Genomic DNA, 18,614 nt, shown 5'->3' with positions numbered 1-18,614 from the left:
TGCCCGGATCAACCGTTTCCAGCCGCGTGCCTTCCAGATCGGTGCCGATCTTGTGGAAATACCACCAGGGAACACCGTTGACGCCGCTGACAATCGTGGTGTTTTCCCCGATCAGGGGCTGAACTTTGGGCACGATGGGGGGCACCGAATGCGCCTTGAGCGTGATGATGACATAATCCTGCGGGCCAAGATCGGCGGGGTTCTCACTGGCCGTCACCTTGACGGTTTGGAGCGCGCCGTCTTCTTCGATTAGTGTCAGCCCCTTGTCTTGCATCGCAGCAAGGTGGGGGCCACGTGCAACAAGGCTGACATCGGCACCCGCCTGCGCCAGTTTCACACCCAGAAAACCGCCGATGGCACCGGCACCGAAAACACAAATCTTCATGGATCAGGCCCCCGCTGCCAGACCGAGCTTTTCGGCCAGTCCGATACGCTGCATCTTGCCAGTCGCCCCTTTGGGAATTTCGTCCATGATAATAATTTTGCGCGGCACTTTGAAATCCGCGATATGCGCGGCTGCAAAGCTGCGGATATCCTGTTCCGTTGCGCTTGAGCCGTCTTTGAGAACGACCGCTGCGGCCACGTCTTCACCCAGCTTGGGATGCGGCATCGCAAAGGTGACAACCTGTGCGACATCAGGGTGATCCAATAAAACGCCATCTACCTCAAGGGGGCTGATTTTTTCGCCGCCGCGGTTGATGATCTCTTTCAGGCGGCCCGTCAGGTGCAGATAGCCGTCCTTATCAAAGGCCCCCTGGTCACCCGTACGGAACCAGCGCGCGCCATCGGCTTCAAAGAAGTTCTTGGCATTGGCCTCAGGGTTGCTCTCATATCCCGGTGTGACATTTGAGCCAGAGATGACAACTTCGCCGATACCGTCAATCAGGTGATTTTCAGTCTCATGTGCGATGCGCATCTTGGGTCCTGCCGCAATACCGACAGCACCCGGCTTTTGCGCGCCACCCTCAAGCGGATTGCAGGCCATTTGGTGCGCCGCTTCGGTCATCCCGTACGCTTCGACAACAGGCGCGCCAAAGGTCTGATTCAGGGCGACCATCACTTGCGCCGGCAAGGACGCAGAGGACGAGCGTAAGAAGCGTAGTTTGGTATCCGCGATAACATCCGCATTGCGCCCTGCGCGTGTCAGGATGGCCTGATGCATGGTGGGCACAGCAGTATACCATGTTGGCTGCGCCTCTTTCATCCAGCCAAAGAATTTCAGCGCGTCAAAGCCCGGCGCGCACCAGATCGACGCACCCGATGACAGCGACGCCGCAACAGCGGCAATAAGCCCGTGGATATGGAACAGTGGCATGACATTCATGCAGCGGTCTTCCTGCGTCAGCTTCAGCGACTCTCGGATATGCTGGGCAGAGGCTGCGATATTGGATTGCAAAAGCGGCACGATCTTGGGCCGGGACGTGGTGCCGGAGGTGTGCAGGATAAGGGCGACATCATCGGCGGCTGGTTTTCTGTCTGATGGCGCTGCAGGTTTGTCAGATGACAGTGTGAAAGCGCCGGCTGCGGCTCCCTTGGGTACTGAAAGGCGAATGATATTCATGCCGAGCTTGCTGGCGGCGGCATGTGCTGGGCCGTCATCGCCATCGAGCAGGATCACCGCTTTGGCGTTCAGGTCTTCCAGATAGAACGCATATTCCTCTTCTTTATAAGCCGGGTTCAGCGGCGCGGTCGTCGCCGCTTGGGCAACTGTCATAAAGGCGGCGGCCATTTCCGGGCCATTGGGCAGCACAATTGCAACGCGGTCGCTGGCATCAATACCCATCCCGTTCAACGTGCGCACAACCTCTTGGGTCAGGTCCCGCAGTCCATCATAGCTAAGCCAGTCACGCCCCGGCGCGCCGATTGCAGGAAGCTCGCCGGAATGATTGGCAATAAGTGCCTGGAGCGTGGTTTCCATTGAAAAGTTCCTTTTACCTGTTGCAGTTCGACGGGTGGTTGGCGCTGAGCGGGCAGGCAATCATCCGGTGGCCGCCCTTTGCATAATGGCCTCTGGTGTAAATGGCATGCGTCTTAGGCGAATTCCTGTGGCGTCAAAAACCGCATTTGCAATTGCCGCGATTGTCGGTCCGGGCGAGGCTTCTCCGGCACCCAAAGACGCCGCATCCGCTTGATCCAATAATGTTACATCGATATTTGGCACATTGTCGAAACGGATGACTGGATAATTCTCCCAATCACGGGATTGGATGCCATCGCGGTCCCATTTGACCTGCTCATAAAGCGCCCAACTTGCGGCCTGAAGAAACCCGCCCTCAAGCTGTGCCGTCAACCCGTTTTCGTCAATGATCCGTCCCGCGTCGGCGACGATAATCGCATCCAGCAAAGAGATTTCGGCGCGGTCATTCACGGCGAGTTCGACAAAGACACCGACGCGGGTCATCTGGTTTTTGTATTGTGCATAGGAGATGCCTCGCCCGCAACCATCAGCCAAGCTGGGGCGCATTTCGATCTGCCGCTCCAGTTCCACCAGCACAGCTAAAGCGCGCGGGTCGTCCAGCTGTGATTGACGAAAGGCAAGCGGTGGGACGGAGTGCTGACGCGCAATTTCATCCATGAAACTCTCAAGCGCAAAGATATTGGCAGCCGCACCGAGGCACCGCATCGCCGATGTACGATGCGGCAAATCAGAAACCAGATTCTTAACCAGACGGGTTTTGGGAAATGCATAGACCGGGTCGAGATTACGATGCATGCCCGCGTGTCGCCCAAGGTTCGGCATTGCCGCGTTCGGACCGATGGGGTCTGCCCGAAAGTGATTGGCCAACAGCCGCGACGGTCCTGTTCTGTCGGGGCCGGGACGAGGGCGACCGCGATGGGTGTCACTAAAAACCTCCGCCGAATATGCCGTGATCTTACCGTCCGCCACAGTTGCAGCAAGATCCACGGCCATTGCCGGGGCGCATGGTTCCCAGCCGTGTTCATCTTCACGGGTCCATTTGAGCAATATCGGCGTCTCCGGCAAGGCCATTGCAATCAAACACGCTTCAAAAGCCGCGTCATCCGCACCGGTGTGGCCATAACAGCCAGAGCCGGGGACATGTGTAATCTCCACTTGCTCCAGAGACAGATCAAGGCCGTCGGCGATGCTCTCGCGCAGCGGATAAATGCCCTGACTGTGGCTATGCAGGATCAGCTTTTGCCCGGTCCATTGCGCAAGCGCTGCAGAGGGGGCCAGCGACCCGTGCAGTTGGTAGGGCCGCTCAAAGCGGGCGGCATGGTCGGGATCCGGATCTGGCTTTGGGATGTCCTCAGTGGTCGGCGTGGCGTCAATAACCAGAAACCTCTGTGCATTTCTGGCACGGAGTTCATCAAACACATCGATCTCTGGCAATCCGTCCCGCAGGTCCCAGTCACATGCCGCAAAAAGCGTGGTCGCGGCCTTGATGACCGGCCACTCTTGAGGTCCGGCTAGGGCTAGGAAACTTCCGTCGCGAATGATTGAGAGACCCAAGCCATTCAGGGTCTTGAGTGTCTTGGCATCAACATCGCGCAGAACCGCGCGCGCATGCGGGGGCCGGATGATGCGGGCGTGCAACATGCCGGGGCGGTCAAGATCATGAACATACACGAAACTGCCCTGCACCATATCCTTGAGCCCGCGCATTTCGGGCCGGGGCAGGGTGCTCTGGCCCCTGGGCGTTGGCAGACGATCCTGATCCACGGGTGTGTCTGAGGGGACATCGGGGATCAGGTCAATGATATCAATCCGGTGGTTGGTCCCGTTGAGGTGCAGGACGCCGTCTTTTAATTGCCAATCAGCAATCTCTCCGCCGTTCCGTGCTGCTGCCAACAAGATCACCTGATCGCGCAAGGACAAGGCAGCACAGCGCAGCGCATGCCCCGATTGTTCGATCGAATTACTGCCCGATGTGATCCCTTCATCTGGGGCATGGCCCGTGCACACAGGTGCAACGTCGATCCGCTCGTACGGCACCGTCAGCTCTTCATGTGCGATCTGGATCAACGCGGTCGAGATTCGCTGACCAATATCGACCTTGCCGGTGTGGATCAAAAGACGCCCGTCCCGCGCCGTGATCCAGTCCGCAATCAACGGATGGGATTGAAGGCTCATCGCTCGGATGCCCTTTTTACCGCGCGCAGAACCCTTGGATGGGAACCGCAGCGACACAGATGCGGGGTCAGGGCCTCGGTGATGTCAACCTTGTTAGGCTTGGGGTTATGGGAAAGCAGGGCCGCTGTCGCAACAACAAGACCTGCCGTGCAATACCCGCATTGCGCCGCTGATGTTTCCACAAATGCGCCTTGGACACGACGGCCAAGCTCGGTAGATGCAATGCCTTCTATGGTGGTAATCTCTTTGCGATCAAAGGCTTCAACGGCACTCACGCAAGACAGCACCGCCTTGCCGTCAACAAGCACCGCGCAGGCACCGCATTGCTCAAGCCCGCAGCCCAGCTTGGTGCCCTTGAGCCACAATTCATTCCGCAGCACATAGATCAACGGCGTATCGGGTTCCGACGTGACCTGATGTGTTTTACCATTGATGGTCAGCGACAAGGTCAAGGCGTGACACGCTCCCATAGAATTCTCACATCGACGTCTGCGGATTTGAACAGGTTCATCACCGGACAGCGATATTCGACGTTCTTCGTCAGGCGTTCAAAGCGCTCTTGCGATTCATCGGTGTGCACGCGGATTTTCAGCTTGACCCAGTTGAAATAAGGCCGCACGCCCTGAACACCGCGGCTGCCGCGCTGGTCCACTTCCCCGTCGGCGTCCATATCAACGGCGGTATAGGAAAACTTCATCGCCTCAGCGCAGCGGTTGATGATCACACCTTCGCAGCCCAGCAAGGACGACAATGTCATTTCCAACGGTGTCGGGCCGGTGTTTGAGTCTTTTTCATCCGTGATCACCACATGGTCGCGGACCATCATCACAGAGCGCGTCGATGCCTCATTGCGCGCGCTCACCCGGCGGATGCCAAGTGCTTGTTTGTTTGGGTCAACGCTTGGGGCCAGAAGTTCGGGATCGCTCATAAGGTCATCTCCAGTATATCAAGTCCGTGATTGCGGTCGAGCAAATAGATCAGCCCAGCATCATCCACATCGACATCATTGGACTGAGGAGGCGAGCCATCCGCACCGGGGACCATGTAATGCGCGACCTCTTTCGGCAAATAGGGGTCGGCCACATCCAGCACGCGCAAACCGCCCGCGAACCACGTGGCATAGATCAGCGTGCTGTCCAGTTTCTCGCGAAACTGATGCCCGCCAAAACGCGCCCCCGGATCGCCGATCCAGGGGCAGGCGCGCTCAGACAGGTCCCATGCGGAAATGGGCTCAATATTGTTCAGGTCGGTCACGTCCATCACCCAGACAAAGCCGTGCAGGCGGCCGGGCAGGTGGCTATGTTCCTCGTCAATGGCGATGGCAAAGCGTTTGCCGTCGATGGTGTGTTCCAGCGGCATAACCGTGTGGGTCGGCTCAGGGATTGCTTCGGGGAAGCGGTAGCTTCCTTTGACCGTTGGGTTGGTGATATCGCTTACGTCCAGAACCCGAAAACCCGCGTTCCAGACCGCTGCCCAAAGCTCATCCCCAGAGCGCATGGCGTGGTGAAGCCGTGTGCCATAGCCTGTCCATGTCGGGGTCTCGCCACCTGCCAGATGTTGCCCCGGCATGTGCCAACGGGACACTTCGGTCGGGTTTTTTGGGTCTGACAGGTCATAGATCACTAGGATATTTCCAACATATCCTTCCATCTCAGTAGAGATATAGGCAAAGTTCTTGTCCATATCGAACCTATGCACCCCAAATCCATATGTTTTAACATAAGAGAGAAGCTTGGGTGTGGTTTTATCAGAAATATCCCAGACACGGAAGCCGCCGTCGCTGTATCCACGTACCAGAGCCTCTTCCAGCTCGGGGATATCGCCCAGCTTGACGCCCAGACGCTCGGCGACCTCAATGTCCGATAGCCCTGCGTCCCGTAGACCGGCAATCTTGTCACCTTTGCGCAGAAAGTGACGTTTTGCCTGTTCGACATTGGTGATCATTATGTCGCCCACCACACGCACTTTGTGTGTGTGGGACCACGCATCCGGAGGGGCGATATGGGATACAACCATCGGATTTTGCGGATCGCGCACATCAATGATCGACGTACCCATCGGCGGATCCATGTGACCAATATAGGCGTAGCCATCCTGTACCACCACCTGTCCGCCCCCTGCGATATCCAGATGCCCCACGCAACGGATGTTGCGTTCCAGTTCCCATTCCAGTTCACGTTTCATTGGATCGGTACCTCGATTTTACGTTTGCGCCGAATGCCAAAGACAATGGGCAGGATGATCGACGCTGCAAAGGCCACCCATAGGATGTTGCCCAACGTCGACGAGAAAAGCACCATGATGTCGCCATCGGACTTTTTAAGAGACCACAAAAAGTACTTTTCAAGGAGCGGACCAAGGATCACCCCGATCAGGATCGCCGCAACATGATAGCCGGTGCGTCGCGCGATATAGCCCAGCACCCCAAATGCGAGCGCCAGATACATGTCGAACATATATTCACGCGGCACAAAGCCACCCACCAAGGTAAAGCTGATGATCATCGGAGCGAGATAGATCGTCGGGATCGTGGTCACATGGCTCATGTAGCGGCTCAGCGGCAAGATCGTGAAAATCATCACGACATAACTGACGGCCATGGCCATGAACATGCCATAGCCGACCTTTGGCTGATCCTCGAACAGCGATGGGCCAAAGCTGACCCCGTGGAATTGCATCACCACCAGCATGATCGCCGCTGTGGCACCGCCGGGGATGCCCAGAACCAGCAGCGGCACCAACGTACCGGAGGTCACGCCGTTGTTGGCCGATTCCGGTGCGATCAACCCCTCGGGATGGCCTGTTCCATACAATTCGGGCGTCTTTGAAAAGCTGCGCGACTGCTGATAGGCGACAAAACTGGCGATTGAGGCACCGGCACCGGGGATCACCCCGATAACAAGGCCGATAACCGACGTCCAGACGATGTGCCACCAGCGGGTCACAGCGATTGAAACGCCTTCGAATGTGGCGTGCCAACTGGCCTTTTTGACCTCGGCCTCATGGCTGATGATCACCCGTTTTTCGATGATGACAAAAGCCTCTGACACCGCAAACAGCCCAACCAGCGCGGGGATGAGCGGGACACCGTCATAAAGCTCTAGAAACCCAAAGGTGCCGCGGGGGGTTGCATAGACCACATCGGTGCCGATGGACCCGATCATCAGACCCAGAAACCCCGCGATCAACCCCTTGACCATGTCTTGCGCGGCGATCGAGGCGATCAGGGAAATGCCGAACAGCATGACAACAATCATCTCGACCGAGTGCATGTAGAATCCTACCCGCGCAAGGATCGGCATCGTGGCCAGAGCAATCAGTGTGGTGAGCAGGCCACCGATACAGGAAGCAACAAAGGAAATCGCCAGCGCCTGCTGGCCTTTGCCCTGTTTGGCCATCGGATAGCCATCCAGCGGCGTTGCGGCCGCACCTGCGGTGCCGGGGATGTTGACCAGAATGGCCGGAATACCCGCCCCCATCCGCGCAGAACAATAGAGCGCAATCATGAAAATCAGGCCAGTCTGAAGGTCCATCGCCAGCGTGAGCGGCATCAGAATGATAATCGTGTTGGCTGCCGAGAAACCCGGAATGGCACCCACGATCAGACCGAGGAAGATCGTAGGGATGATGACGTACCAATAGCCGATCGTCTCAACAAAGACCTCGGCCAGTATTGACGCTGTGCTGCTATCCATTTGCGAGCGCCGCCTTCATGACCGTCTCAAACCAGCCGCGCGGAAAGCGCGTATCGAAGGCCCAGATGAACACGGCCCATCCCGTCAGCGCCATGAGTGCCGAGACCATGGTGATGAACACCGGGGTACGTCCCTTTGCCAAAATCAACATGCTGCTGGTCAGAAACAGAAAAGTTGTCAGCGTGAACCCCAGCCTGTCGATAAGAACGACATAGGCAATCGTTGTGGCAAACAGCCCGATGCGACCCGAGTAGATGTCGTTCATCGTTATCAGATTGCGGAACCCCAGGGTGCCGTCGCCGCGCCGCAGCCAGAAAGCGCAGCGCACGAAGAAGATCCCGCAGACAAACAATAGTATGCCGCCCACCAGAAACGCGCTGACCTGAGCCGTCCATGGCGAATTCCAGATGGTTGAGAAGAAATAAAAAGTGAATCCCACGGCGAAGAGGGGGATTACAAGCTCACCCCCGATCTGGCGAGATGAATTTGGTTGGTCCGAAGGCATGTGACAGGTGTCCCGATGTGCGGTTTCGATGGGTTGGATCGGCGGCCGATTGACCGCCGATCCAATTTGGCCTACGCGCCGCTCAAAAGGGACTTGTAGCGTGCGCCAAGCTCTAGCATCGACTGCTTGAAGGCTTCGCATTCCTCGACACCGGCATATTGCAGGTATTCGGGTTGGCCTTTGCTGGCGACATAGGCCTCCATCAGCGCGGGATCATCGAATGTGGACTTGAAGGTCGAGGTCAGTTTCTCGAACCGGTCGGGAAAATCATCCGCCGCCTTTTTGTGGATGCCAAAGGCCCGCGCAGAAAGCATTTCCGGCAGATCCATGCCATAGGCATCATTGATGCTGGGCGCGTTGTCCAATGCCTCGCCCACAATGTTGTTGCCAAAGACAAGCAGTGTTTTGACGCTGTCTCCCGCTGCGATCACCGACCCTGAGGTCAGAACCGAGAAATCAACCTCGCCTGTGACCGCACCGGCGACCGTGCTTTTGCCGCCCTGAAGGGGGATTAGGTTGAAATCAATACCCAACTTGTCGCCCAGCGACAGTAGGCCAATCGACGCCGGGTGTGCCATGCGGCTTGTGCCAACATTCAGTCTGCGCGTCTTTGCGGCAGCGACGATGTCGTCCATTGTTTTAAGGGGGCTTTCTGCGCCCACAAACAGGCAGCAGGGATCTTTGTCGACCTGACCGAAGTAGAAATAGTCGTTGACGTCAAAGCTGGGCTCTTGCATCGCCCAGTTCAGCACCTCTGGCCCCATGTTGCCGAAGATCAGATTGTAGCAGTCAGGCGCGGCCTTACCCATGTAGATCTCGTATCCCACGCGGCCCGAGGCACCCGGATAAAAGCCGGGCTCAAAATCCGTGCCCAGCTTGGTCTTCCACACGCCGGAAAAAGCACGGAAATTGCGGTCGGCCCCGCCACCTTCGGCAGTGGGCACATAGACGTAGATGTTGCCCTCGGGAAAGCCCTCAGCCCGCGCGATATGCGGGGCGGCAAGCACCATCCCGGTTGCAGCAACGCCGGTTCCAAGAAACCTGCGACGGTTCAGATTTGAAAACTTTTTCATTGTATCCTCCCAGATCAGAATTGAGTGCAATTTATTGTCTTTTCCACGTGCGGTGCACCCGTCCGCGCGCGCTGTGTCGTATTTATCCAGAGGCTGTCGGTCCTCAGAAAATCAATTCGCTTCCTCCTGAATAGATGAGGCGAATGGCGAGAACGGCCAGAATGGCATTCAAAGCGAATTTGAAGCGCCGTTCGTCAATTCGGGCCAGCAAAAGCCGCCCCGCCAGCGTTCCCAACACGCCGAAACCGATCAGCAGCACGATCAGTCCGGCCCAGGTCGAAAATGCAAAACCGAGAAACCCAAAGGCGAGTGTCTTGAGCAGATGTTGCACTGTCATCAGCATGGCATGGCTGGCAACATGGGCGTGACGCTCCAGCTTTTGCGCTTTGACGTAGGTGGCGACAAAGGGCCCTGTGCCGCCGAAGAACATGGTCAGAAAGCTGGAAAATACGCCCGTCACCAACCCCGAGCGACGCAAGAAAGCCGGGGGCGTTGCCAGTATTGACCATAGAATGAACAGGCCCACACCGATCTGAATCCATTCCGCTTGCAGTTGCACCACAAAGGTGCCGCCGAAAAAAATTCCGACCAATGCGCCTGCGGTGAAGCCGCCAAGCAAATCCAGCCGCATGTATTTCACCATGATCGCCGCGCGCCCGACGTTGCTGCCCAGTTGCACCAATCCGTGAACCGGAATGATCGCGGCCGCCGGTAGCAGCGTCGCAAGCACTGCAAGCATCACAGCACCACCGCCAATCCCAAAGGCGACGGTGATGAATGAGCCTGCGAAACTAAACGCCAGAAGCGTTCCTGCGACTGGCCAGCCAAGCCCTGCATGTAATGCGTCCATCATGGCGTTACGTGTCCAACACTGAAGGATGAAAAAGCGCTTCGGGCTGCACCCGGCGCGTCGCCAGATGCTGGTCAACCGAGTAGCGGCAAATTGCGTCGATCTCGGCACGGTTGGCGTCAAAACCGTAGGTCCAATAATCCGGCCCCAGCGTGGCAATTGTTCTTTCCATGGACGCCCCAAGCCAAGGCAGGGACAGCCGATTGGCATTGCCCAGCCAAACAGATCGCAATCGGCCCATCGCAATGTCGCGCGCAGCGACGAAGCCGTCATAAAGGTCGCGCACAAGGGCAGGGTGCGCATCGGCCACGGATTTGCGGATGCCAATCAAATGCATAATCGGAAAGAAACCGGTCTTTTGGTGATAGGCTTGCTCGGCGCTTTCGAAATCAGGAATGAGGCGGATCAGATCAGGATGGCCATCAAGAAACGCCTGTGGCGGTTTTGGGGCGAGCAGTCCGTCAATCTCTCCGCGCAGGAGCATGTCCTGCAAGGTGTCGCCTTCGATGATGGGGTTGACGCACATCCCATCTGGCAGGCGAAGTTCCAGCCGTTCGCGGCGCACGCCCGCGTCCAGCGCGCCCGTGTGCCAATGAATGCCGTCGCAATCTACACCGTATTCGTCCGCCAGAATGCCGCGCATCCAAACTGCGGCTGTCATCTGGTATTCCGGCACGCCGATCTTGCGTCCTGCGAAATCGGCAGGACTTTCTATCCCTGATCCCGCGCGGGCAAAAAAGCCGTTGTGGCGAAAGGCGCGGCTGACAAAGGCGGGGATCGCCGTATAATCTGATCCGCCGCGCGACAACTGCAGGATATAGCTGGAAACCGACATTTCCGTGATGTCAAACCGGGCTTCCTGCACAGCCCACGGAAACAGCTTGGAGGTGGGGTGAATTTCGCTCGCGAACTGGACGCCCGGAACTTTGACGCGGCCATCATGCAGCGCCATCACGCGATCATGATCCCAAGTTCCAAGCGATAATTCCAGCATCCCTTCCTCCCATCAGAAAGCCCGCGGTGTTAAACGACTTTCACTTCCAGGCTTCCGAGTCCCTCGATGGTCAAGACCATCACATCATCCTTTTCGACGGCGGCCACACCAGAGGGCGTTCCCGACATGATGACGTCGCCTGCCGCAAGCTCAAAGTATTCGGACAGATACGAGATCATCTCGGGCACCTTCCAGATCATCTGGTTCAGGTCGGCCTCCTGACGCAATTCGCCATTTACCTTCAACTCAAGACGTCCCTGATCCAGATGTCCGGTTTCCGAGACGGGGTGCAGAGGGCCGCAGGGGGCGGACCGCTCGAAGGCTTTGCCAATTTCCCATGGCCGCCCCATCTTTTTCTGGATGCCCTGCAGGTCGCGACGCGTCATGTCCAAAGACAGCCCATATCCAAACACATGGTCGAGCGCGTTGTCCAAAGAAATGTCTGTGCCGCCGGATTTCAATGCGACAAGCAGCTCGGCCTCGTGGTGGACATCGCTGGATTGGGATGGGTAAGGGAATTCTCCTGACAGGTCCAGATTGTCAGGGTTTTTTTGAAAGAAAAACGGATCTTCGCGGTCCGGGTCGTGACCCATTTCAACCGCGTGGGCCGCATAGTTGCGACCAATGCAATAAATCCGGCGTACTGGAAATTTCGCATCAGTTCCGGTCACCGGCAGGGCGACAATCGGCGGCGTTTCGATCACGTATTCAGTCATGTGAGGATTCCCTTGGATGGATGTTTTCAGGCCAAGCTTAGGGCGAAGTCACAACAAGATCAATCGCAACCAATATCATCGTGAGGTAATAAATATATTGAAGAAGGTGATTGATCAGTGTTAATTGAACCAATATGGATAATTTGGTTGATCAATCTGTAGATGGTTTGGCTCCGCTTGCGCGGCGTGAATCCTCTGAAAGAGTGAATGACATCGCGGCCTTACGCGCCTTTATTGTCGATGGGAATTATGCTTCCGGGGATCGGCTTCCGTCAGAGCGGGAGCTGATCGTCGAGTTGGGGATGAGCCGCAATGCGCTGCGCAAGGCGCTGGATGCGCTGGACCATGATGGGACCATCTGGCGGCATGTCGGCAAGGGAACCTTTGTGGCGGCACAAGATGGTCAGCCAAACGTTGGGGCGATTGAGCAGCTAAGCCGGCAAATGACGCCCGTCAGAATGATTCAGGCGCGACTTTGCATTGAACCCTCGTTGGCCCGTGAGGCGGCGATCCATGCGTCTCGAAGCGCCATCGTCCAGATGAATCAAGCCAAAGATGCGGCACGGGCTGCGAGCACTTGGGCCGAATACGAAACCCATGACGATCTGTTTCACAGAAGGGTAGCGCAGGCATCGGACAACATTTTGCTGCTGACGCTCTTTGATCACCTGAACGCCGTGCGGCGTGCCGTGTCTGGCGGCACTGTCGTGCGGGCCACGGCGCGCCCGACCGCAGAACATACCAGTTTCGATGAACATGACCGGATCGCCGCCGCAATCGAAGCGCGTGACCCGCATGCGGCGCATTTGGCGATGCGTGGTCATATTGGATCGGTCTCGCACAGACTTTTTGGAGAGGTGTGACAGCAGGACACAAGGTGGGGGTAACAAGGCGAAACGTCGGACCCTCAGAAAAGACATTTCGGTTTCATTCTCAGGGAGGAGAATTACGATGACATTTCTCGGTAAACTGGCTGCATTAGCGACCGCCGTGCCGGTCGCGATCTCGATGATGGTCTCGACGGTGCAGGCGGAACCCATTCGGATTGCTCTGGCTGAAACGCCTTCGGACGAATTGGCCGCGTTCTTTGTCGCATTGGATCGGGCCAAGGCAAACGGTCTTGACTACGAGTGGACTGCGTTTTCGGACGAGGAATTGGCCATTCAGGCGGTTCTGAGCGGCCAGATGGATATTGGCTTTGGCACACCATATGCAGCAATGCAGCGCTCAAAAGCGCCGCTTCGAATCGTGTTCCAGCTGTCTAAGCTCAAGTTCTTTCCCGTAACCACCAAGAAATACAGCAGTCTGAAAGACCTTAACGGTGAGCCGATCCTGCTGCATTCGCGTGGCGGCGGCACGGATTCGATTGCAAACGTGATCGAAGACCGGGTTGGTATCAAATTTGGTGAACGGTCTTATGTGCCGGGTTCGTCCAATCGCGTGGCTGCACTTCTTGGCGGGCGTGCGGATGCCACGATCATCGACTTGTCCAACAAAAACAAGCTGATGCGCAGCGAAGCTGCTGCGGACTTCAACGTGCTGGAAATGTTCGAAGTAGAGGCCAGCGACGAGGCGCTCTTTGGCAATCTGACCTGGATTCAGGAAAACGAAGAGCAGGTGGACATCTTTGTCAAAGCGCTGGTCAGCGTCTGGCAGGACATGCACGAAGACCCCACCATCATTCGCCGCGAAACCAACCCCGATGGGCCAATCGGTCAACTGCCAAAAGAGATCCTGGACGAGCTTGACGGATTTTACGCCGATGCGGTCGAGGGTGGTCTTTATGATCCCAACGGTGGTGGTCGCAAGGCAGCCTTGGCTGACATGGAATGGTATTCCGCGGCCGGGCAGCTTGATGGTGACGCAAGCACGCTGAACATCGAGGATTTCTGGTATCTGGCACCGCTTGATGCGGCGATGAAGTGATAGAGTAGTATCCTGACGCTGCGCCCTCGCTTGGGCGCAGCATCCCTTTCCCCGTCAACCCTCGGGACATTCATTCAATGCTCAACCGTTCCCTAATGCTAAAGCTGTTGTCCGCCCTGATCCTTTTTGGGGGCTGGGAGATCGCTGGCCGGATACCTGTAAGCTTTGCGTTTCCGACATTTCTGGAATCGATGTCCGCGCTGTGGCGCATGATCGGTGATGGCACGATGCTGGAAGCCTACGCAGAGACATTGCAGCCGCTGGTCGTTGGTGTCGCCATATCTGCGGCCCTTGGCATCGCCATCGGCCTTTGGGTGGGGTTGAACAATTTCTTCGACTGGCTTTTTTCGCCGATTTTCATCGTGATGCAGGCCGCCCCTCTTGCGGCGCTTATTCCACTTTTGGTGCTGGCTTACGGGATCGGGCTGACCTCCAAGGTCATGGTCGTGTGCATCATGGCCATGCCTGTTATCGTGCTGAACACCAGCAGTGCCGTGCGCAACACACCTGAATCAATCAAGGAAATGGGCCGCTCATTCTTGGCAAGCGATATGTCGATTATGCTCAAGATCATCATCCCCGCGGCATCACCAGTGATTTTCGCCGGTCTGCGTCTAGGTGTCTCGGCCGGGTTCATCGGGGCGATTCTGGCCGAACTCAAGATCACACCAACCGGCGTTGGCGATATCATTACCTACAGCCGGTCGATTGCCGATTATCCCAGCATGTACGCTGCCATCTTTTCGATCATCCTGCTCGCGGTTTTGTTCCTGAACCTGCTGGAACGTATCGAATCCATTCTCTTCAAAGGAAATCAACGTGGTTATGTCTCCGACTGAAATGGCCGCCGCACCGGCAATCACGCCTGCATTCGAAAGCGCGGTGTCGACGCGCAACATCTCCAAGAACTACGGGGATGTGGAGGCACTGCGCGACTTGTCACTCGAATTTCCCCGCGGCCAACTGACCTCGCTGCTCGGGCCATCCGGCTGCGGCAAGACAACCTTGCTCAAGATCATCGCCGGGTTGCTGGAACCGACATCGGGTGTTGTCGAGGTTAACGGCGAAAAGGTGACAGGCCCCGGACCGGATCGGGCGTTTGTATTTCAGGATTTCGCTTTGCTGCCCTGGGCCACCGTGATGCGCAACGTCGCCTTTGGCCTTGAGATGCGCGGGGTCGCAAAATCGGAGCGGGAAGACATTGCGGCCAGATACATCAAAGAGGTCGGGCTTGCCGGTTTCGAGCAGAGCTATCCACACGAGTTGTCTGGCGGCATGCGTCAGCGTGTTGGACTTGCGCGCGCTTTGTCGGTCGATGCACAAGTGCTCTTGATGGACGAGCCGTTCTCGGCAGTCGATGAGCAGACCCGTCGGAAGTTTCAGGAGGATTTGCTGTCGCTGGTGCAGAACGAGAACAAGACCTTCATCTTCGTGACCCATTCTATCGAAGAGGCGGTCTATGTCTCTGACCAGATTGCCATTCTGCTGCCGCGCCCAAGCCGCGTGCATGAAATCATCCGGCCCAGCAGTTTTCGCAACAAGGGTGTGGAAAACATTCGCCGCGATTCAGAATATCTCGACATTGTTGATGATATCTGGGCGTCGTTGCGGACCTATGTGGAGTAGGCGCGCGCCATGAAAGTTTTTGGATATCATTTGCCGGGCATGTCGTCTTTGCTGGTCTGGGGGCTCCTCTGGGAGATCGTCGGCCAGTTGAAACTTACCTTCTTTGTGCCACCGCTCTCCAGGGTAATGCTGACGCTTTTTGAGGTCATCGGGACCCCAGCATTCCAGAAGGCGCTGGCCGAAACAGCCTATGCGTTCGGCGCGGGTGTCTTTTTTGCAATCATCATTGGTATTCCTGTGGGTATTTTGATGGGCAAAAGCCGCCTGTTGGATGAACTGCTGCTGCCGTGGGTCAATGTATTTCTAAGCGCCCCGCTGACTGCGCTGGTGCCAGTGCTGATGGTGCTGTTTGGCTTTGGCATGAAATCAATCATCATCACCACGACGCTTTTCGCGATCTGGATCATCATTCTGAACTCTCGTGCAGGAGTGAAGCAGATCAACAGATCGCTGGTAGAAATGGCGCACAGCTTTGGTGCCTCGCCTTTCAATGCGTTCTTCAAAATATACTTCTGGGCGGCGCTGCCGGAAATTCTGGGCGGTGTGCGCATCGGCATCATCCGCGCGGTGAAGGGTGTGATCATTGGACAGCTGTTGATTTCGATCGTGGGTTTTGGCGCATTGTTCGAGCTATATTCTGCAAACTTCCTGATGTCGCATTTCTGGGCGGTGCTTTTGGTGCTCTTTGCCCTAGCCTTCACCATATCAGAATTCCTCGCCTATCTTGAGCGCCGGGTCGCCTATTACGCCGCAAAACGGTGAGAGGGCTTTAGCCAAATCCATCCGGTTTTTGGGCGCAGATAGTGCGATTGCAAAGTGGACTCTTTGGCCGCGAAAGGGTACGGGGCAGGGAGGTAAGCAAAGGTAAATCAAATGGCTAACAGCACGTCTCCCGACATCATATACACCAAAGTTGACGAGGCACCGCAGCTTGCGTCTGCGTCCTTGTTGCCGATCATCCGCGTCTTCGCGACAGCGGCGGGTATTTCCATCGGGACAAAAGATATTTCGCTGGCCGGGCGCATCATTGCCGCCTTCCCTGAGCGTCTGACAGATGCGCAGCGGCAGCCTGACGACCTCGCGGAGCTTGGTGAACTGGTGAAAAACCCAGAAGCAAATGTCATCAAACTCCCGAATATTTCGGCCTCGGGTCCGCAGCTTCTTGCTGCCATCAAGGAATTGCAGTCTCAGGGGTATGACCTGCCTGACTATCCCGAAGAGCCAAGCTCGGACGCAGAGAAAAAAGCCCGCGCAAAGTATGACGCGATCAAAGGTTCCGCAGTCAACCCGGTTTTGCGGGAAGGGAATTCAGACAGGCGTGCGGCGGTTGCCGTCAAGAAATACGCAATGGCAAACCCGCATTCGATGGGCGCTTGGGCATCAGACAGCAAGACCCGCGTCTCAACCATGTCCAAGGGCGATTTTCGCTCCAATGAAACGTCCGTCACCTTGAAAGAGGCACAGGCCGGTCCGGCACGTATCGAACATGCGGGCCCTGATGGCACGGTCACCGTCCTAAAAGACGGCGTGACATTCCCAGTCGGCACAATCGTGGACGCGACGTTCATGTCCGCAAAGGCACTTGATGCCTTCCTGACCGAACAGATCGACGCGACAAAGGCCGAAGGTACGCTGTTTTCGATACACCTGAAAGCGACGATGATGAAGGTGTCTGACCCCATTCTGTTTGGCCATGCGGTCCATGCGTTTCTGAAACCTGTTTTTGACAAATACGCATCGGAATTGGCTGCGGCAGGTGTCGATGCGAATTCCGGGCTTGGTACGATGTTCGCCACGCTTGAGGGGATGACCGGCGGCGACGTGATCAAGGCAGAGATTGATGCCTTGATGGCCGAGCGTCCGCCGCTTTACATGGTGAATTCGGACAAAGGTATTACCAACCTGCATGTGCCATCTGACGTCATCATCGATGCCTCAATCCCTGCGCTGATCCGGGCAGGTGGCAAAGGCTGGGGGCCGGATGGCAAGGAAGCCGACACCAATTGCGTGATCCCTGACAGCTCCTACGCGCCCGTTTATGACGAGGCGATAGCCTATTTCAAAGAGACCGGTGCGCTTGATCCGACAACGGCAGGCACAGTGCAGAACGTTGGGCTTATGGCCCAAAAAGCCGAAGAATACGGCTCGCATCCAACAACATTCGAAATCCCTGCCGACGGCACCGTGTCGATGATTGCGGCGAACGGCGACGTTATCCATGAACACCGTGTTGAAAAGGGCGACATCTGGCGCTCGGCCTCTACCAGAAAAGCACCGATTGAAAACTGGGTGCAATTGGCAATCGAGCGGCAGAAAGCGGAAGGCTGTGACGCCATCTTCTGGCTGGACGAAACCCGTGCCCATGACGCAGAACTGATCAAACTGGTCAAACCTTTGCTGGCTGCGGCAGGGGTTGCAGACAATTTCAAGATCATGGCACCACGTGCTGCCACACGCGTTTCGTTTGAGACGATCAGACGGGGTGAAACCACAATTGCTATTACCGGAAACGTGTTGCGCGACTACCTGACGGACCTGTTTCCCATTCTCGAACTTGGGACATCCGCAAAGATGCTGTCGATCGTCAAACTGATGAACGGCGGCGGCCTGTTTGAAACCGGGGCGGGCGGGTCGGCCCCCAAACATGTGCAACAGCTGATGGAAGAAAACCATCTGCGCTGGGATTCGCTGGGTGAATTTTGCGCATTGGGCGAGAGCCTGAAGTATTTCGGCACTGTGACGGGCAATGCGCGCGCCTCGATTCTAGGGGCCGCGGTCGATGCGGCCACGCAAGGCATTCTGGATAACAACAAGTCGCCGGGCCGAAAGCTTGGCCAGCCGGATAACCGCGACAGCCATTTCTATTTTGCGCTCTATTGGGCGCAGGCGCTTGCCGCGCAAACAAAAGACAGTGGGCTGGCCGATCACTTTGCCCCCATTGCCGAGGCGCTTTCAGGCAATGAAGATCTGATTGTCCGTGAGCTGCACGAAGGGCGCGGCAAGGAGGTGGATATTGGGGGTTACTACCATACCGATCCCGAAAAGACGGACGCGGTTATGGCACCATCGGCCACTTTGAACCGAATTCTCGGCAAAGGTTGATCCACACGTAACAGGGCTTTGGGTCGTTTTTATT

At 56.6% G+C, this 18,614-nt stretch carries 18 protein-coding genes; 6 read left to right on the top strand and 12 right to left on the bottom strand.

Translation table 11 applies throughout. From position 1 onward, the window contains the following. The 12 genes from ACEWL3_RS19950 to ACEWL3_RS19895 form a co-directional block, all read right to left on the bottom strand. Positions 1-385: ketopantoate reductase family protein (locus ACEWL3_RS19950; protein ID WP_435001544.1), on the bottom strand; the 385-nt coding region annotated here is incomplete at its 3' end. 3 nt (positions 386-388) lie between these two features. After that, positions 389-1,918 carry an acyl--CoA ligase gene (locus ACEWL3_RS19945; RefSeq protein ID WP_386182804.1) on the bottom strand — a complete coding sequence of 510 codons (1,530 nt, stop codon included), beginning with the start codon at positions 1,916-1,918 and terminating at the stop codon, positions 389-391. A gap of 60 nt (positions 1,919-1,978) precedes the next feature. Continuing rightward, entirely contained in the window at positions 1,979-4,093 is a 2,115-nt protein-coding gene (locus ACEWL3_RS19940) for a molybdopterin cofactor-binding domain-containing protein (RefSeq protein ID WP_386182802.1), read from the bottom strand. Further along, positions 4,090-4,545 carry a (2Fe-2S)-binding protein gene (locus tag ACEWL3_RS19935; RefSeq protein ID WP_386182800.1) on the bottom strand — a complete coding sequence of 152 codons (456 nt, stop codon included), beginning with the start codon at positions 4,543-4,545 and terminating at the stop codon, positions 4,090-4,092. Before ACEWL3_RS19935 ends, ACEWL3_RS19940 begins: the two co-directional genes overlap by 4 nt. Continuing rightward, positions 4,542-5,021 carry an OsmC family protein gene (locus tag ACEWL3_RS19930; protein ID WP_386182798.1) on the bottom strand — a complete coding sequence of 160 codons (480 nt, stop codon included), beginning with the start codon at positions 5,019-5,021 and terminating at the stop codon, positions 4,542-4,544. The genes ACEWL3_RS19935 and ACEWL3_RS19930 overlap by 4 nt, the downstream gene beginning before the upstream one ends. Continuing rightward, positions 5,018-6,277: an LVIVD repeat-containing protein gene (locus ACEWL3_RS19925; RefSeq protein WP_386182796.1), complete on the bottom strand. Its 1,260-nt coding sequence runs from the start codon at positions 6,275-6,277 to the stop codon at positions 5,018-5,020. The genes ACEWL3_RS19930 and ACEWL3_RS19925 overlap by 4 nt, the downstream gene beginning before the upstream one ends. Then, positions 6,274-7,788 carry a tripartite tricarboxylate transporter permease gene (locus tag ACEWL3_RS19920; protein WP_386182794.1) on the bottom strand — a complete coding sequence of 505 codons (1,515 nt, stop codon included), beginning with the start codon at positions 7,786-7,788 and terminating at the stop codon, positions 6,274-6,276. Before ACEWL3_RS19920 ends, ACEWL3_RS19925 begins: the two co-directional genes overlap by 4 nt. Then, a complete protein-coding gene (locus tag ACEWL3_RS19915) occupies positions 7,781-8,227 on the bottom strand; it encodes a tripartite tricarboxylate transporter TctB family protein (protein ID WP_435001539.1) in 447 nt (148 codons plus the stop codon). The genes ACEWL3_RS19920 and ACEWL3_RS19915 overlap by 8 nt, the downstream gene beginning before the upstream one ends. Before the next feature lie 137 nt (positions 8,228-8,364). Beyond that, positions 8,365-9,366: a tripartite tricarboxylate transporter substrate-binding protein gene (locus tag ACEWL3_RS19910; protein ID WP_386182790.1), complete on the bottom strand. Its 1,002-nt coding sequence runs from the start codon at positions 9,364-9,366 to the stop codon at positions 8,365-8,367. A gap of 103 nt (positions 9,367-9,469) precedes the next feature. Then, the gene (locus tag ACEWL3_RS19905; protein WP_386182788.1) at positions 9,470-10,219 is read right to left on the bottom strand and encodes a sulfite exporter TauE/SafE family protein; all 750 of its coding nucleotides are present in this window, start codon (positions 10,217-10,219) and stop codon (positions 9,470-9,472) included. A 4-nt stretch (positions 10,220-10,223) separates the two neighbouring features. After that, on the bottom strand, positions 10,224-11,210 hold the full coding sequence (locus ACEWL3_RS19900; protein ID WP_386182786.1) for a substrate-binding domain-containing protein: 987 nt from the start codon (positions 11,208-11,210) through the stop codon (positions 10,224-10,226). A 29-nt stretch (positions 11,211-11,239) separates the two neighbouring features. Continuing rightward, on the bottom strand, positions 11,240-11,926 hold the full coding sequence (locus ACEWL3_RS19895; RefSeq protein WP_386182784.1) for a fumarylacetoacetate hydrolase family protein: 687 nt from the start codon (positions 11,924-11,926) through the stop codon (positions 11,240-11,242). 134 nt (positions 11,927-12,060) lie between these two features. On the opposite strand from ACEWL3_RS19895, the gene ACEWL3_RS19890 reads away from it, so the two are divergent. From ACEWL3_RS19890 to ACEWL3_RS19865, 6 genes are all read left to right on the top strand, one after another. Then, positions 12,061-12,789, top strand: coding sequence for a FadR/GntR family transcriptional regulator (locus ACEWL3_RS19890; protein ID WP_386182782.1), 729 nt, complete (start codon positions 12,061-12,063; stop codon positions 12,787-12,789). Between the two features lie 88 nt (positions 12,790-12,877). Further along, the gene (locus tag ACEWL3_RS19885) at positions 12,878-13,852 is read left to right on the top strand and encodes an ABC transporter substrate-binding protein (protein WP_386182780.1); all 975 of its coding nucleotides are present in this window, start codon (positions 12,878-12,880) and stop codon (positions 13,850-13,852) included. Between the two features lie 77 nt (positions 13,853-13,929). Then, positions 13,930-14,691 carry an ABC transporter permease gene (locus tag ACEWL3_RS19880; protein ID WP_386182778.1) on the top strand — a complete coding sequence of 254 codons (762 nt, stop codon included), beginning with the start codon at positions 13,930-13,932 and terminating at the stop codon, positions 14,689-14,691. Next, positions 14,678-15,478: an ABC transporter ATP-binding protein gene (locus ACEWL3_RS19875; protein ID WP_386182858.1), complete on the top strand. Its 801-nt coding sequence runs from the start codon at positions 14,678-14,680 to the stop codon at positions 15,476-15,478. The genes ACEWL3_RS19880 and ACEWL3_RS19875 overlap by 14 nt, the downstream gene beginning before the upstream one ends. Before the next feature lie 9 nt (positions 15,479-15,487). Next, complete coding sequence (locus ACEWL3_RS19870) at positions 15,488-16,240, top strand: ABC transporter permease (protein WP_386182776.1); 753 nt, start codon at positions 15,488-15,490, stop codon at positions 16,238-16,240. A 111-nt stretch (positions 16,241-16,351) separates the two neighbouring features. Then, positions 16,352-18,580 (top strand): NADP-dependent isocitrate dehydrogenase, encoded by a 2,229-nt coding sequence (locus ACEWL3_RS19865; protein WP_386182773.1) that lies wholly within the window; start codon positions 16,352-16,354, stop codon positions 18,578-18,580. Positions 18,581-18,614: the final 34 nt, after the last annotated feature.

This window comes from Sulfitobacter sediminivivens (genome assembly GCF_042611115.2).
In the GTDB taxonomy this organism is placed as follows: domain Bacteria; phylum Pseudomonadota; class Alphaproteobacteria; order Rhodobacterales; family Rhodobacteraceae; genus Sulfitobacter; species Sulfitobacter sediminivivens.
The sequence above is the reverse complement of the archived record's forward strand: the minus strand, read 5'-3'. Positions and strand labels throughout refer to the sequence as shown.